The following is a 13,926-nucleotide window of genomic DNA, read 5'->3' as shown; positions in this document are numbered from 1 at the left end:
GCGCGAGAGCGCCAACAGTGCCGCCGAGCTCGAGAAGTACCGCATATCCATCTGGCGTACAGGGCGAGTACTTGATGACGAGTAGGCGCCGTCGTCTTGTGAGACGGCACTGTTTTCATCCTGGGCGGGCAACTGCATCCGGTCCGACGTCGCGGGGATTCATCCGTCCCGGCCCAGTCCACGCACGCTGACCATCACCAGCACACGCCCTGTCCTGGACAGGGCGACCTGACACCGAGAAGATTCTCGTTGAGTACAACCGGACCCCCGCCGCCGCCCCGGAGCACCCCGACACTCCGCGCCGACGACGCGGCCGCCCACGATCGTGCAGGTGTTTCCCGTGATCGCGGTCTTTGGCTTCACCGGCTGGCTCCTGCGCACCGGCTACCCACCGGTGACCGCATTGCTGATCACCGCGGGCGCCGCCGCGATCGTCGGCATCACCGGTGGAGGGCTTCCCCGTCTGCACACCTTCACTGCCAAGATCGTCCGCGCACTCCTGCAGGCCTGACGACGACGACCACCCCGTATCTCCCCGATCTACTCGCCCGCCGACCTCGCCATACGCCCCGCCAGATTGCGCCGAGCACGGGCCTACGCCGCCACCGTGTATCGCGCACGGCGCTCCAGCACGGACTACGACGCGCATGCGAACCCGTGGCGCCCACCGGAAAGCCTGTCCACACTCCGCTCCGCTGATACCGCCCGCCAACCCGACGCTGAGCAGCACGCCCAACAGATCGTCGAGCTGCGCGAACACCTCCGCCAGCTCCCATCCCCCAGGACTCTGGCCCCTAGTGAACATCCCACAACCCAGCGCATCTATACCTATACCGACCCGCCCCGAGCAGAATCTGCGAGTTCGCACCCGTACTGCCGTAGGCGGACGGTTCGGACTTTCCGCCGTGGTGGTTCTGAACGCGGAGCCAGCAGGGCAAGCGCCTAGCGCTACCGTCCTAACGGCGACCAAGCTCCCCGGTTGACAGCTTCGTGACAACGCCAATCCGGCGGTTCCGCCCGCCCGCGACGGATGGTGAGCTCGATGTGTGAAACGTGGAAAACTCGACGAGATCGTGAACGCGACCGTGCCGACGCCCGGCTGGTGGCTGGTCGCCGCAACCGGGCTGGCCGCCGCCGCCGTGGCGCTGGCTTCGTTGTCCATGCTGGTGACCGGGCAGCGGCGCTTGCTGACGCGGCTCAACGTGCTGGGAACGTTCGTGCATGAAGGCGGCCACGCGCTGGTGAACGTCCTGACCGGCGGCGGTGTATACCAGGTCGCGATCTTCACCCCGGACTCCGGGATGACCTGGATCTGGTTCCGCTCACGGTTCTCTTCGATCGCCAGCTCCGCGGCCGGTTACGCGATGCCGCCCCTGGCCGGGCTGGGCGCGGCCGTGCAACTGCACCGCGGGCACGCCGCCGCCGTGCTCGCCCTCACCGTGGTCGCCGCCGCGTTGCTGCTGTTCCTGTCCGCCGACCTGCTCACCTTCGCCGTCGTCGCCGGCATCGGCGCGGTCGCCTTCGCCGCGCTCGCCTGGGCACCGGCGTGGCTGCAGACCACGATCGCCTACCTCGAAGCGTGGCTGCTGCTCACCAGCGAGCTCGCTGGGCTCGCCAACCTGGTCACCATCCGCCTGCACGGCGGCGGCTCCGAGGACAGCGACGACGCCACCAGCCTCGCGACGGAAACCCACATCCCCGGCTTCGTCTGGATCGCCGGCTGGCTCGCGCTGATCATCTGGGCGCTCTACGAGGCCTTTCCCCTGTTGTGGCCGTGACGCGGCGAACCGGACGGCGCGCGATCCGGGGATTTCTGTGGGCGCACACCGGCGAACCGGAACGTGCAAGGACAGCGCGACCGACACCGCCCCGGGCAGGACCCGGCCGAGGGCCGCAAGCCCGGGAGTGCCGAGCACGAGCATCGCCCCGTCCGCTTCAGCCGGCAACGCCTCGGCAAGCCGTTCGGACCGAACCGCGACCTCGACGCCGATGCCGGACGCCACCTTGGCCGCCGCAGTGCGGGCTTCGGTGAGCATGCGTTCGCAGCGCAGCTGGTGAGCCCAGCCAGGATCGGCAGGCTGCAGCTGACCGGTGAGGGCGGGGTGCTGGCGCAGCTAACCAAGCGGCTGGTCGATTCTGCGTTCGAGGGCGAGATCACCGACCACCTCGGCTAGGACAAGCACGACCGGCCAGCCGCGGGACCGGCAACTCCCGCAACGGCACCCGGCGCCAAGACCGTGCTCACCGACGTCGGCCCTCTCCAGGTCGACGTGCCGTGGGACCGGGACGCCAGCTTCGAGCCGAAGATCGTGACCAAGCGAGAGAAACGCTTGGGCGGTGTGGACGAAATGGTGATCTCGCTGGCTAGAATCTCCCCCGCTTCAAGATCGCGTTTCGCGATCCGTGGGGTAATACTGTGTCCGAGACTTGAACCCCCACACGTGGGATATCTCCCGTATTTGGGGAGATCATGCGCTCATGGTAGCGCAGGTCACCTTGTCCGCACCATTGAGCGTCGACACCGCGCCTTTCCACTGACATCGTCGCGATGACCGACGGTGCGCGGTAGGTGGTGACGGTCGGTCAAGTGGTTCGATCACCGGATTCTTCGCGGGCATCGTGCTGCGCTTCCTCGACTCGGTGCGACACCCGGAGCAGCCGGAGCGAGGTGACCAGGCCGATCCCGCCGACGATGTTGCCCAACGACGACCAGGCCAGTGCGAGGGCCCAGTCGCCCCATGAGTAGTGCGCCACGCCACCGAGCAGGCCGGCGAACATGATGATCGAGTCGAGCACCGAGTGGAACAGCTGCGCGCCGACGAGGAGGAAGGACATGGCTACCGCGGCGACAACTTGGACGCCCATGTCGTCGGTCGAGTGCTGCATCCGTGTCATGAGCGTGATCACCGCGCCGGCCAGGACGGCCAGCAGCAACGAGCGCCACGACGTGCCCAGGGTGGCGTAGTGCAGGCCGCTCGCGGCCGCGGTACTCCGGAGGTCGGGAAGTGCCACAACTATCATGCCGGCCATCGCGAATCCGCCGGCCAGGTTTGCGACCAAGGTGACCAGCCACAGCCGCAGCAGCCGTGGCCAGGTGCCCATGCCGGACGCCAGTGCGGTGACCGGCACCAGGAAGTTCTCGGTGAACAGCTCGCTGCGCGCGAGCAGCAGCGCGATGAACCCGATCGTGAACGCGGCGGAGGCCAGCAGCGGTTGCCCGGTCTCGTGCTCGACGACCAGGTAGGCCAAAACTCCCACCGCGACGTCGACACCGCCGAGCAAGCCGGTCGCCACCAGCGGCAGCAACGGACGGCCGAGCCGATCCCGGCCTTCGTCGAGGATCCGGTCGAACGCTTCCTCCAGCTCCGGTTCGTCCCGGCTCCCGGCCAGGGACCGCAGGTTCCCGCTTCGGTCCTCGTCAATCGATCCGCCTCGCATCGCCACTCCCCCGCCGCGTACCGCGTATCACCGCCATCAGCGATCGTGCATGTACCCGGGCGGGCCGGAACTACTCCCCCACCCGGGGATTCGCGGCTGATTTTCGTGCCTCCACGGTCACCGGGCGCGGAGGCAGGCGGTCCAGCAATCACCGTCGGTGTCCTGGGCAGACCGTCACCGAAGGCACCGACTCGATCGTCGCGCTCGCGCCCCTCGACGGCGACGGGCCGACCAGGATTTTCGTCGACCGCCTCGCCCCCGTTACCCTTCTTGGTAGTTCTTGATCAAGGAGCTGTGGTCGCCAGGCCTGGCATGACCCAGGCCCAGTCGAAGGCATGATCCGGGGGGTGTCACCGGTCTGGTGGCATCGAGGGACCGCTGATAGGGACACGGCATCGGCTGGTAAATCCCGTCGTAACGTGGGTGCCGGCCATCGATGCTCGACCGGTGACCACGTAGGACGAGCGAATGGCATGGTGGATGAGCAGCTTCGGGGTGTCCCTCGGCCTTACGTCGGCAAGGACGCTCACCACGCGATCGGGCTCGACCCGGACGGCAAGCGGCTGCATGACGCGCCGTTGCCCAACAGCGAACCGAAGCTGCGAGCGCTGTTCGACAAGCTCGCCGCGCACGGGCAGCTGCTGGTCGTGGTGGACCAGCCAGCCCACGATCGAGGCGTTGCCGGTCGCGGTCCCCGCGCCGCCGGGCACCAGGTGGCTACCTGGCCGGCCTGGCGATGCGTCCCTCCCCCGGAATGCCGCCGGTTCTCGACGGCACTCCGGGGGAGGGACGCCCGCAGCGGAGCGGACGACGACCTGGCCGACGCGGTCATCGCTGTCGCCCGGTCACGGTCGCCGCGGCTGCCCGCCGCCGTGGTGGTCGAGCTGACGGGCCTGTGCGCGGAAGCGATCACGGGCCGCTCGCCGACCGCAAGGGACCGGGTCTACACGGCCCAGGTCGAGAACGAGCAAGCCGAAGCGGTGGGGATCGACCACCTGCCGCCCCACCTCCGGGGTGCCGTACGCGCGGTGCTGGCCGCGCTCAACAACGATCCTTTCGACTCCGCCGTGCAGGCGGAACTCGCGACGTCAGGTGATCCGGCCGAAATCGCCGAAGTGATCTTCCACTGCCTCGGCTGGCTGCTCGAACTCGACGAAGAGCCGCGGTCTCTGCCGCCGTCGTTGCGCTGCTTCACCGACGGACCGGCATCGGGGCGATCCGATGTGGACACTCTGCCCTCGGGGACGGCCCGGTGCCCTGTACTGGCGGTGTTCAGACAGGATGGTGGCCTCAGCCGCCATCCCGCGGCTGCTCCTCGCCACCCGTGTCGCCATTGCGGCACGTTCCGTTCACCGCTTGCCCGCCGGGATACGGGGCAGGGGTCCCACGTCGGAATGCCGGCCCGGCAGCACCGCGGCGTGCCGCTGTCCCGGCCCGGGTCCGGACCGGGCGGCGAGAGCGTCGGCAACGACGCCGGTTACTGCGGCGTAGACGCCCTTGTGCAGCAGGTCGACGACGAGCTCGCCGCGTGGCCAGGTCGGCGGGGGTGCACCGACACCGGTGGCGTTCTCGAGGATCTGGTCGTTGGTCAGCCGGATCACGGCGAATTTCGCCGAAGACCACGGACCACGCAGACCCGCCTGCGCCATCACCGAGCGCAGGACGCCCAGCACCACGCCCTGGCCGAAGTGCATCACCCAGTTCGCCGGCAACGGCCGCCCGGGATCGTCCGGACGTCCCGTCAGCCGGCGCAGGACCCGGGCGGGGACGTGGGAGTCGGGCCGGCCGGTGAGGCGCTGCTCCAGTTTCTCGCCGATCGTCATGGCCGTGACCCCGGCCGCCCCGGCGACCAGGCCTTCCCACAGTGCGCGTCTCATCATTACGGCCGGGTACCCCGCACTTCCCGGGCTACGCCGTTGCCCGCAAGCCGGGCGAAGTGGTCCGTAACGGGGTAGTCGCCGGCTTGGCCACGGGCGACCGGGCAACCCGCACCATGCGACGACCCCGGGCTCTCCTGGACAACAGCCTGCTCGCCCTGGCCGAGGGCTATACCGAACTGTGGGGCGCCCCGCCCGGAGCGTTCCTGGGCCATGACATCGGCGCGTACGAGCTCGTCCCGCAGGGCGGTGGCGATCCCCACACCTGCCCGGGCGAACCGTTCTCGATCGGGATCGTCCGTACGCTGGCCGTGCGATTGGCCGCCCTCGACTACGACGTCCCCGAGCAGGACCTGAGCGTCTCCCTGCAGCGGGTCCCAGGGCGGTCGAAGAGCGGGTTCATCCTGGTGCCGCGGCCGTCGTGACCGGCCACGGCCGGACGGCTCGGCCAACCCCGAGTCCGGCGCCGGGCCGGCCACGACGGAGGCTGCACCGGCGAACTGGTCGATCCGCCGAGCCGTCATGGCAGGGATGGACGCAATCCTCGATCACCTCCGGCCGCGTTCGCCTCCGGGTGTCCTTGCTCGTCGGGGCGCGGTGATCCGGCCACGGCGAGTTTCGCCAGCAGATCCCGGCCCCGCTCGGCGTTGCGGGGCTCGCACAGCACGTCGTACCGCCGGGCGACGAGCTGCGTGGTCGTGGCGAAGTCCCGTCGGCCCCTCACCACGGCATAGCCGACCGCGGCGGACGCCAGGCCCACGAAAACACCGGTCACCAGCCCGGCCGACATCAGCGCCGCCGACAGCCCGTTACCGAACCAGCCGAGCAGCAGGCCCAGCAAAAGACCGAACCAGGCGCCGGAAGCCGCGCCGCCGGCCAGGACCCGTCCCCAGGTCAGGCGGGCGGTGACGCGCTCGACCACCATCGGCTCGACGCCGACGATCGTGACGTCCTGGACAGGGAAGTCGTGGCCGGCCAGATGCTCCACGGCGTGCTGGGCTTCGGCGTAGCTACCGTAAACGCCGATGGGCCACCCGGTGGGCGGCGTCGGCACCGCGGCCGGCTCACGCAAGGGCGAAAAAGTGGTCATCGGCTCTCACCTCCCAGCTGGATCAGGATCGGGTGCTGGTGACGGCGATGCGCCGCCGCCGGGCGAACTCCCGCTTCGGCGCCCGGACGGTCAGCACGCCCTTGGCCAAGACGGCCGAGACGGCGTCGGTGTCCACCTCGTCCGGCAGCGTCACGCGGCAGGCGAACTCCCCGACCCGGCGGGGCCGGCGCCGGAACAGCCCCCGCCGCCCCGCCTCGCCCTTGACGGCCACCTCGCTCCCGGTGACCTCGACCGTGACGTCCCGCCGCTTGAACCCGGGCAGCTGCACCTCGACCAGGTACGCGTCGTCCGTTTCCCGCACGTCGAACTCGCCGAACGGGTCCCAGCGGTCCAGCGCGGAAACCGATCGCACAGCCGTCAGTGTCATCAGTCCCACCTCCAGAAATCCGGACAGGCTACGAGTGGTGCTCTCACCCCTATGACGAACCAGCCTGCACGTATGTTCCCCAAACATGAGCGTGTTCGACTCAACCGACCACCAGCGGTTTTCCTCGGCCAACTAGCATGGCAATACTCCATCAGAGTGATTCTGGAAGTCCGCCTACCTTGGGCTACCCCGACGGTGGCTGGACCGGCCCGATCACGACGTCATGCTGGCGTGGAGCGAACGGCGGGGCTGGTCGCTCGCAGTGGAAACCGAACCGACCGAAGACCCGGTCGTCATCGCACGCCACGGCGGTGACGACCTCGTGCCGAGCCCGGACGCGGTCGCGCGGTTCGTCGCCGACGCCGCCGCCGGCCGCCACACCAGCAAGGAGGGGCCCGTCCCGGCAACCGTGGCGACCCGCAAGTCGCTGGCCGAGCGGTTGCGGCCCTACCTCCACCCTCGGTGACCGGAAACACCGAGGAATCGCGATCCCCAGCGGGCACCTCGGCGTGGGCGGTTCCTCGACCCGAGCAGCCGCCCTACCGGACAGCCGCGGCAGGATCTCGTCACGACCGGCGGATCACCAATCCCGCGGAGCTGACGCTCCGGCGATCCCCTGCTCCGAGCAGGCCGACCTCCGGCGACCCTGTCAAAGTTCCGGCCTCAGACGCCGAGCCGACTGTAGATCCGGCTGGCCATCGTCGCGGCGAGCTGGTGCAGCCTGTCCGCGGGGTCGAGCTGGGCGTACTGCCCCAGCAGTTCGGCCACGGCGTAGGCCTCGGTGGCCGACAACACGGTGATGCAGCGTTCCCGGCGCCCCCGCGCGATCAGCCGGGTGAGGGCGTCGGCGTAGTCCTCGCGGTTGCGCACCGCAGCGAGCTCGAACGGTTCCTGCCCGGCCACCTGGTCACTCATCGCACTGCCCTCTCCCCTGTCCGTGCACCGCGGGCATCGACCCCGGCGCTCACCTGCGCCTCCGCGGAGGTGAGGTACCCCGATCGGGTCGCGCAGTAAATCTATGTCGGTCGAAGTAGACATTCACCGCCGGGCGTGTGTAGAGTCTTTCTCGTACCGAGAGAGACAACGTCAAGCAGGCGCGGGAGAGGACGTAACTACCCGCGAGGTGAGACAAGGCGGTCAGGCAGCACGGGGCCAATCGGTGAACAGGTCTCGGCTGGTGGCCGGAGCAGTGCCCGGGACCGGGTTGTGAAGACGAAGGCAGAAGTAACGGTCCCGGAGAAGTGAAGCAGTGCGGAACGTGGGCGGTGTTCATGCGCCCGCGGAGCAAGGTAGTGAGCATTACTCGGTAGTTGGCAGTATCAGCAGTACCCGTAGTTGGCTAGATCGCAGTATGCAGTGCGAGCCAGGTGGCCGGGGCCGATCAAGGTAAGGGGTTCCGGGCAGTGGCTCGCGGCGTCACGCGTGCTGGGGCCGATCAGTGGAAGGGTTCCAGCCGGTGATGACCGCAGAAGCAGTACGCAGCAACAAGAAGGAAACACAGGAAAGAAGGGAAAGGGCACATCATTGGATCGCCCGCAGCGGCCGGGCAGTAAAGCCGCGCGGGTACCGTAGTCCCATCGGATTGGCAGGTGGTTCTCGGTTACGAGTAAGCGATCCTCGCCTCGTCCGCCTCTCGGCCGGGCGACGCGAGTACAGGAAGCCGGCGGTCGCGCCGGTTGACAATGGTGAAACCCAAACCCCTGGGACCCCGGGTGCCGTGCATGGCACCCGGGGTCCCTTGTGATGCGGAGGTGGAATGATCCCTGACCAACACGCCCCGGCCACGCCCGCGGCCGACAAGTTCGACGACGAGCACTACCCCGGCTACACCATGGGCCGGGCCGCGGAAATGCTGGGCACCTCGCAGAACTTCTTGCGCAGCCTCGACGAAGCCGGCTTGATCACCCCGCAGCGCTCCGCCGGCGGCCACCGGCGCTACTCCCGCCACCAGCTGCGCATCGCCGCACGAGTACGGCACCTCGTCGACGAGGGCACGGCCATCGACGCCGCCTGCCGCATCATCTCCCTGGAAGACCAGCTCCACGAAGCTCAACGACGCAACGCCAGTCCCCAACCCTCCGACTGAACCCGCGAGGTGTACCCCGGCGCCCGCGAGGGGTACACCTCGATCGGACCGCCGAGGTCCGTCCTGTACGTCGTGCCGGACGGGTGCTGACGGTCAATCCGGTTCCGGCGGAGCGGTCAAGCTCCGCACGCCCGAACTGAAGACCGCCACCAGCGGCACAGCGAGCAAGGCCCCGATGACGCCGGCGACGACGAGCCCGGCCGCGAGAGCGAGGACGACCGCCAGCGGATGCAGCCGGACCGCTCGCCCGAGCAGCAGTGGTTGCAAGACATGGCTTTCGACCTGCATCACGCCCACGACGACGGCGAGCACGATGACAGCGGACCAAGCGCCGTTGGTCACCAGGGCCACAAGGACGGCGACCGCGCCGGCGATCACCGAGCCGATGACCGGGACGAACGCGCCCAGGAAGACCAGCGTGCTCAACGGAGCCGCCAGCGGGACCCCGATGATCACCAGCCCGAGGCCGATGCCGGCGGCGTCGACGAACGCGACGGCCGCCGTGCCGCGGATGTAGTGCGCCAGCGTGGTGAACCCGCTTCGCCCGGCAAGGTCTACGCGATCGCGGAGCCGTGCCGGCACGGCCCGCAGCACGAACATCCAGATTGCCCGCCCCTGGGCGAGGAAGAAGATCGGGCAGAACACCACCAGCACGAACTCGGCAAGCAGCTCGCCCACGGTCACCGCCGTGGTGAGCGCCCCGGAGGCGATGACCGACTTGTTCCGGCCGAGCATGGCGGTCAGGTTGCCGAGCATCTCGTCGAGCTGGCCCTGGCTCAGGTGCAACGGCCCGGTACGCAGCCAGGTGTGCAGGTCCGTCACGCTCACGGTGACCTGATCGATAAGCCCGGGCATGCCCGCCGTGACGGCGATGACCACGAACGTGACAACGCCGCCGGCCAGTGCGATGCCGACGACGAGCACGATCGCGGTGGCGAGCCCGCGTGGGACCTTCTTGCGCGTCAACAAGGAAACCGCAGGCGAGAACAGACCGGCCAGCAACAGGGCCACGGCTACAGGGACCACCACGGAGGCCAGCTTGACGGCCAGGAACCCCACGACGGTCAGGGCACCCGCGACGACCAGCGCGCGCCAGGAGACGGCGGCCGCGACCCGGAGTCCGTAGGGAACCGCGGACACGACCTCCCCCGAGGATTCCTTCTCCCGGCTCACCCGCTGATCGGCTGTCATGTGCGTCGGCCTTCCCGTGATGTCGCTGCTCGTCCCCGCAAGGACGCCTGCTCCAGGCTGCCCGGGATGTCAGCCGCCTGGCGGGGATTCCCGGCAGGCGGCCCGGCTAACCGGTCCTCGGCCGGCGCCGGTCTCTTCGCTGTTCCGCGGGGCGTGGTGATCACGTAGTGTGCTATCGCCAAGCACGCCTCGTTGAACGGGAGACGCCATGCAGTTTGCCAGCGAAGAACGACAGGGGCCGCGGCAAGTCAAGGTCCTCGACCGTGACGATATCGGCTTGGTCGTCGACGAAGGCAAAAGCTTTGGCTCCGGCAACGCCCACGTTTATTGTGTCGGCATCCATTTCCCGGCCACCGGGGAAGTGAAGTTCTACGACAAGAGCAAGGTCACGACGGTCTGACGCCGCGACACAAAGCGCCGCGGCTACCCCACAAAACGGTGTACCGACCAGCGAGCCGGCTCGACAGACGGCTGAGCTCGCCGGTGTCGACCATGACGGCTTCGGCCGCGCGGATCTGGCGCCGGCCAGGAGCGTGTCGTCCGGCACCCCCGGTCCCGGACATGTAAGCTCACCGGCACAACGCCCGGTTGATCGACATCGCCCGCGCATCCTCGCCGACATACTTTCCCGTCGTCCTGGCCAGCGTAGTCACGCCCCGAACCGCTGAACTTCGGCGGTGAACCAGACCGGCCTTCGAAGGGAACACCGCGTGCAAATCCAGATCAGCACGGACAAAAACGTCCACGGCAGCAAGGAATTGATCCAGCGGCTCGAGGCCGAACTCCAGTCGACGCTGTCGCGGTTCAGCGACCACATCACCCGCCTGGAAGTCCACCTGAGTGACGAAGTATCGACGGGTGCGGCGAGCGTGGACCGGCGGTGCGTGATCGAGGCGCGCCCGGAAGGCAGGCCGACGGTCGCGGTCACCCACCACGCGGGCTCGGTGGACGAGGCGTGCCACGGCGCCATCCGCAAGCTCGAAAGCGTGCTCGACACCCAGTCCGGACGGGCGGACCACCGCAAGGGCGGGGAATCCATCCGGCACATGACGGAAGACGGCCCGAGATGAGGCGCACCGGTTCCGGCTGGCAGTGAGAAGTCAGGGGTCGATTCCTTTGAGCTCTGCATCGCCGCGCGCAGTACTCGGCGAGGCGTCGGACACGACGATGGCGCACCTGCTCACCATCCCATTGGTCTGACGTAAAGGTCGAGCCCTTGTAGGGCCTGCCCTCAAAGCCAGATGAGCAGGGAGGCCAGGTCGATCAGGCCTCGGTAGGAGGTGGCGGTCTTGCCGAAGCAGGTGGCGATGGCGCTCGGCTCTAGGCCGCATTCTCACGCAGCTGCTTAGCCGTCTTCTTGTCCACCAACGGGGTTTCGGCGAACTCCAGCTTCGTGTCAAGGAAACGTGCTTCGGCGTTGAGGCGCAGCAGCCCGATCTGCGACAAGGTAAACAACTTCTCGACCGTCCACGGTCGCCCAGCCACGACCAGGACCACTGACGACGGCGCCTAACTCGCGTTCCGGTGCCGCCGCACGCACCCTTGGCCCGCAGCTGTTCGAGGGATTCCAGCTCCGCGCGAAGCGACCAGGAGGCACTGACGGCCTGAACGAACAGGTGACTGGCCGCGGTGGCCTGGGAGAGCCATTTGACGTGGATCAGCTTGGTCGACCGGGGCCGAGCAAGTCGCCGAGTTCCAGCCTTCGATTGAATCGGGTTTTCGCCATGTCCCGGTCGAGGCACTCGAATCCGGCCTGTTCGGCGACCAGTTCGCAGTAGCGGTGCTCGTCGTCCTGCTTGCCGGTCAGCACCCAGGTCGGGAGGTCGAGGTCGGGGCGATGGGTCAAGAGCTCGGCGACCTGGGTGCGGATCTGCTCGACGAACTGCTCGCCGATGCGGAACCACTCGCCCTGGCGGCAGCAGTATGTGCTGTGGTCGACCTCGGTCTCGAACGAGATCCACTGATCCACTTGCCAAGCGATCTGGTTGCGGAGCTGGCGTATCAACGATACAGCGTTTCTGTTTCCGGTGATGCTATCTGTGATATCTTTGTGTGCGTATCACTGGAAACGGCAGCGTGGGAGTTCGCGACATGTCCGAGAAACTGCACATCATCGGCCTCGAGGAACACGTGGTCCTCCCGGTCCTGCTCGACGCGTGGGCTATGGCGGGAGTCCAGCCACACGGCTACGGCGACGACCACCCGGTCACACAACGGCTGCGTGACGTCGGCGATCGACGCCTCGCCGACATGGACGACCAGGGCATCGACGTCGCGGTGCTGTCACTGGCCACGCCTGGGGTGCAGAACCTCCCGGCGGCCGACGCCGTGCGCGTCGCGCGCGAGGCCAACGACGCGCTTGCCGACATCGTCGACGCCAACCCCTTGCGGTTCCAGGCATTCGCCGCCATCCCGACTTCCGCGCCCGAAGCCGCCGCGGCGGAGTTGGAGCGGGTAGTCACCCGACTCGGCTTCCGCGGCGCGATGCTGTACGGCCGCACCGGCGACACACTCGCCGACGCGCCGGAGTTCGACGACCTCTACGCCACCGCCGAACGGCTGCGCGTCCCGCTGCACTTCCACCCACAGGCCCCAGTGCAGGCCGTCCAGCAGGCTTACTACTCCGGCCTGCCGCACGGAGTGGGGCCGGCGCTGGCGACCGCCGGGCTCGGTTGGTACTACGACCTCGGCGTGCAGTACCTGCGGATGATCTTCTCCGGGGTGTTCGACCGTCATCCCGAACTGCAGGTGATCGCCGGGCACTGGGGTGAGGTCATCTTGTTCTACCTCGACCACATCGGCGTCCTGCAGGGCATGGCCGACTTGCGCCGGCCGCTCGCCGACTACTTCCGCCAGAACTTCTGGGTGGCCGGCAGCGGCACCGTCAGCGAGCGCTACCTGCGCTGGACGGCCGAGGTCGTCGGGACCGACCGGATGCTCTACTCGACCGACTACCCCTACACCTTCGGCACCCGGCCGGGCGGCTTCCCGTACCTGGACACCAGCGGTGGCACCGCCCGATCCTTCCTCGAACACGCACCGTTTACCGACGAAGAGAAAGCCGCGATCGGGTCCGGCAACTGGCAGCGCCTTACCGGCCACCTCACAGCCGCCCACGAGCGTCGCCAACCAGCCTGACGGTCAGCCGTGATGGCGCCGTGCCGCAGCAGGTTCCGGGTGGTCGGCTGTGCGCGGTGACGATCCGTAGAGCGCGTGGTCGACCAGGCGCGTGGCGATCGATTCGTCGAAGGGCACCTTGAGTACGAGTAGCCGGTGGTAGCAGGCGCCCCACAGCTGGTCCACGATGATGTCGAGGTCGGCGTCCTCGCGCAGCTGCCCCTGTCGCTGCGCGACGCGCAGGCGCTCACGCGCGAGCTCGCGGCGCGGCTGTGCGTAGGTCTCCGACCAGGCTCGAGCGAGTTCGGGGTCCATCTGGGCCGCGCCGACGAGCTCCGACATGGGCCGCTCGGCGCCTTCGTCCTTCAGCCAGCGGACGAACGCGCCGAGCTGGCTGATCAGATCGGCGCGGATGTCGCCGGTGTCGGGGAACTCCAGCACGCGCAGGCTCCTTGCGAAGTACGCCTCGGCCGCGAGCGCGCCCGGTGACGGCCACCACCGGTACAAGGTTGTCTTGCTCGCTCCCGCCTCTGTCGCCACCCGGTCGAACGTGACCGCTCGCATGCCGTCTCGCAGCAGGATGCGCCCCGCGGCCGCGAGCACGGCGGCACGCACCTCGGCGGCCGGTCGCCGGCCTCGGCCCGGCCGGCTGGGAATGTTCTCGGACATTGACCATCCCACATGTAGACGGATTGTTCATTTCGGGCGTAACTTGTATGTGAACGAGTTGTTCACATCC

The 13,926-nt window shown here is 68.4% G+C and carries 16 protein-coding genes and 3 pseudogenes; 10 read left to right on the top strand and 9 right to left on the bottom strand.

From position 1 onward, the window contains the following. Positions 1-331: 331 nt before the first annotated feature. The 3 genes and pseudogenes from IE317_RS36865 to IE317_RS45615 form a co-directional block, all read left to right on the top strand. Positions 332-511: a hypothetical protein gene (locus IE317_RS36865; RefSeq protein ID WP_191315983.1), complete on the top strand. Its 180-nt coding sequence runs from the start codon at positions 332-334 to the stop codon at positions 509-511. Positions 512-1,046: 535 nt separating this feature from the next. Then, positions 1,047-1,778 carry a M50 family metallopeptidase gene (locus IE317_RS36860; RefSeq protein WP_229903104.1) on the top strand — a complete coding sequence of 244 codons (732 nt, stop codon included), beginning with the start codon at positions 1,047-1,049 and terminating at the stop codon, positions 1,776-1,778. A 264-nt stretch (positions 1,779-2,042) separates the two neighbouring features. Continuing rightward, a pseudogene (locus IE317_RS45615) lies at positions 2,043-2,366 on the top strand (transposase); the annotation flags it as partial. Positions 2,367-2,583: 217 nt separating this feature from the next. Here IE317_RS45615 and IE317_RS36850 read toward each other — a convergent pair. After that, a complete protein-coding gene (locus IE317_RS36850; protein ID WP_191315982.1) occupies positions 2,584-3,438 on the bottom strand; it encodes a formate/nitrite transporter family protein in 855 nt (284 codons plus the stop codon). Positions 3,439-3,773: 335 nt separating this feature from the next. Between IE317_RS36850 and IE317_RS45525 the strand changes: the two are divergent. Then, a pseudogene (locus tag IE317_RS45525) lies at positions 3,774-4,109 on the top strand (IS110 family transposase); the annotation flags it as partial. 678 nt (positions 4,110-4,787) lie between these two features. Here the strand turns inward: IE317_RS45525 and IE317_RS36840 are convergent. Next, positions 4,788-5,318, bottom strand: coding sequence for a hypothetical protein (locus tag IE317_RS36840; protein WP_191315981.1), 531 nt, complete (start codon positions 5,316-5,318; stop codon positions 4,788-4,790). 113 nt (positions 5,319-5,431) lie between these two features. Between IE317_RS36840 and IE317_RS36835 the strand changes: the two genes are divergently transcribed. Continuing rightward, positions 5,432-5,740: a hypothetical protein gene (locus tag IE317_RS36835; protein ID WP_191315980.1), complete on the top strand. Its 309-nt coding sequence runs from the start codon at positions 5,432-5,434 to the stop codon at positions 5,738-5,740. 95 nt (positions 5,741-5,835) lie between these two features. Here IE317_RS36835 and IE317_RS36830 read toward each other — a convergent pair whose 3' ends face one another. Next, entirely contained in the window at positions 5,836-6,405 is a 570-nt protein-coding gene (locus IE317_RS36830; protein ID WP_229903102.1) for a general stress protein, read from the bottom strand. 22 nt (positions 6,406-6,427) lie between these two features. Then, a complete protein-coding gene (locus IE317_RS36825) occupies positions 6,428-6,793 on the bottom strand; it encodes an Hsp20/alpha crystallin family protein (protein ID WP_191315979.1) in 366 nt (121 codons plus the stop codon). Between the two features lie 181 nt (positions 6,794-6,974). Here IE317_RS36825 and IE317_RS36820 point away from each other — a divergent pair. Further along, a pseudogene (locus IE317_RS36820) lies at positions 6,975-7,259 on the top strand (DUF6292 family protein); the annotation flags it as partial. A gap of 197 nt (positions 7,260-7,456) precedes the next feature. Here IE317_RS36820 and IE317_RS36815 read toward each other — a convergent pair. Beyond that, positions 7,457-7,708, bottom strand: a complete 252-nt coding sequence (locus IE317_RS36815; protein ID WP_191315978.1) for a hypothetical protein — start codon at positions 7,706-7,708, stop codon at positions 7,457-7,459. Positions 7,709-8,549: 841 nt separating this feature from the next. Here IE317_RS36815 and IE317_RS36810 point away from each other — a divergent pair. After that, positions 8,550-8,879 (top strand): helix-turn-helix domain-containing protein, encoded by a 330-nt coding sequence (locus IE317_RS36810; protein ID WP_191315977.1) that lies wholly within the window; start codon positions 8,550-8,552, stop codon positions 8,877-8,879. Positions 8,880-8,972: 93 nt separating this feature from the next. On the opposite strand, the gene IE317_RS36805 is transcribed toward IE317_RS36810, so the two are convergent. Then, positions 8,973-9,938 carry an AI-2E family transporter gene (locus IE317_RS36805; RefSeq protein WP_229903100.1) on the bottom strand — a complete coding sequence of 322 codons (966 nt, stop codon included), beginning with the start codon at positions 9,936-9,938 and terminating at the stop codon, positions 8,973-8,975. A 340-nt stretch (positions 9,939-10,278) separates the two neighbouring features. Between IE317_RS36805 and IE317_RS36800 the strand changes: the two genes are divergently transcribed. Together IE317_RS36800 and IE317_RS36795 are read left to right on the top strand one after the other, a co-directional pair. After that, the gene (locus IE317_RS36800; RefSeq protein ID WP_191315975.1) at positions 10,279-10,470 is read left to right on the top strand and encodes a hypothetical protein; all 192 of its coding nucleotides are present in this window, start codon (positions 10,279-10,281) and stop codon (positions 10,468-10,470) included. A 277-nt stretch (positions 10,471-10,747) separates the two neighbouring features. Continuing rightward, positions 10,748-11,140, top strand: coding sequence for an HPF/RaiA family ribosome-associated protein (locus IE317_RS36795; RefSeq protein ID WP_229903099.1), 393 nt, complete (start codon positions 10,748-10,750; stop codon positions 11,138-11,140). A 250-nt stretch (positions 11,141-11,390) separates the two neighbouring features. On the opposite strand, the gene IE317_RS36790 is transcribed toward IE317_RS36795, so the two are convergent. After that, a complete protein-coding gene (locus IE317_RS36790) occupies positions 11,391-11,555 on the bottom strand; it encodes a hypothetical protein (RefSeq protein WP_191315974.1) in 165 nt (54 codons plus the stop codon). A gap of 172 nt (positions 11,556-11,727) precedes the next feature. Further along, complete coding sequence (locus IE317_RS36785; RefSeq protein WP_308443418.1) at positions 11,728-12,075, bottom strand: TIGR04141 family sporadically distributed protein; 348 nt, start codon at positions 12,073-12,075, stop codon at positions 11,728-11,730. Between the two features lie 86 nt (positions 12,076-12,161). Here IE317_RS36785 and IE317_RS36780 point away from each other — a divergent pair, with 86 nt between their 5' ends. Beyond that, the gene (locus IE317_RS36780; RefSeq protein WP_191315972.1) at positions 12,162-13,208 is read left to right on the top strand and encodes an amidohydrolase family protein; all 1,047 of its coding nucleotides are present in this window, start codon (positions 12,162-12,164) and stop codon (positions 13,206-13,208) included. Positions 13,209-13,211: 3 nt separating this feature from the next. Here the strand turns inward: IE317_RS36780 and IE317_RS36775 are convergent, their stop codons facing one another. Continuing rightward, positions 13,212-13,790 (bottom strand): TetR/AcrR family transcriptional regulator, encoded by a 579-nt coding sequence (locus IE317_RS36775; protein ID WP_229903098.1) that lies wholly within the window; start codon positions 13,788-13,790, stop codon positions 13,212-13,214. Positions 13,791-13,926: the final 136 nt, after the last annotated feature.

Origin of the sequence: Amycolatopsis bullii (assembly GCF_014654205.1) — a bacterium.
Lineage (GTDB): Bacteria > Actinomycetota > Actinomycetes > Mycobacteriales > Pseudonocardiaceae > Amycolatopsis > Amycolatopsis plumensis.
This window is presented reverse-complemented; position numbering and strand designations above follow the sequence as displayed.

Coding starts and splice junctions, on each gene's coding strand:
- IE317_RS36810 (WP_191315977.1), top strand. CDS start 8,550: ATGATCCCTGACCAACACGCCCCGGCCACGCCCGCGGCCGACAAGTTC.
- IE317_RS36835 (WP_191315980.1), top strand. CDS start 5,432: ATGCGACGACCCCGGGCTCTCCTGGACAACAGCCTGCTCGCCCTGGCC.
- IE317_RS36830 (WP_229903102.1), bottom strand. CDS start 6,405: ATGACCACTTTTTCGCCCTTGCGTGAGCCGGCCGCGGTGCCGACGCCG.
- IE317_RS36815 (WP_191315978.1), bottom strand. CDS start 7,708: ATGAGTGACCAGGTGGCCGGGCAGGAACCGTTCGAGCTCGCTGCGGTG.
- IE317_RS36850 (WP_191315982.1), bottom strand. CDS start 3,438: ATGCGAGGCGGATCGATTGACGAGGACCGAAGCGGGAACCTGCGGTCC.
- IE317_RS36800 (WP_191315975.1), top strand. CDS start 10,279: ATGCAGTTTGCCAGCGAAGAACGACAGGGGCCGCGGCAAGTCAAGGTC.
- IE317_RS36825 (WP_191315979.1), bottom strand. CDS start 6,793: ATGACACTGACGGCTGTGCGATCGGTTTCCGCGCTGGACCGCTGGGAC.
- IE317_RS36840 (WP_191315981.1), bottom strand. CDS start 5,318: ATGATGAGACGCGCACTGTGGGAAGGCCTGGTCGCCGGGGCGGCCGGG.
- IE317_RS36780 (WP_191315972.1), top strand. CDS start 12,162: ATGTCCGAGAAACTGCACATCATCGGCCTCGAGGAACACGTGGTCCTC.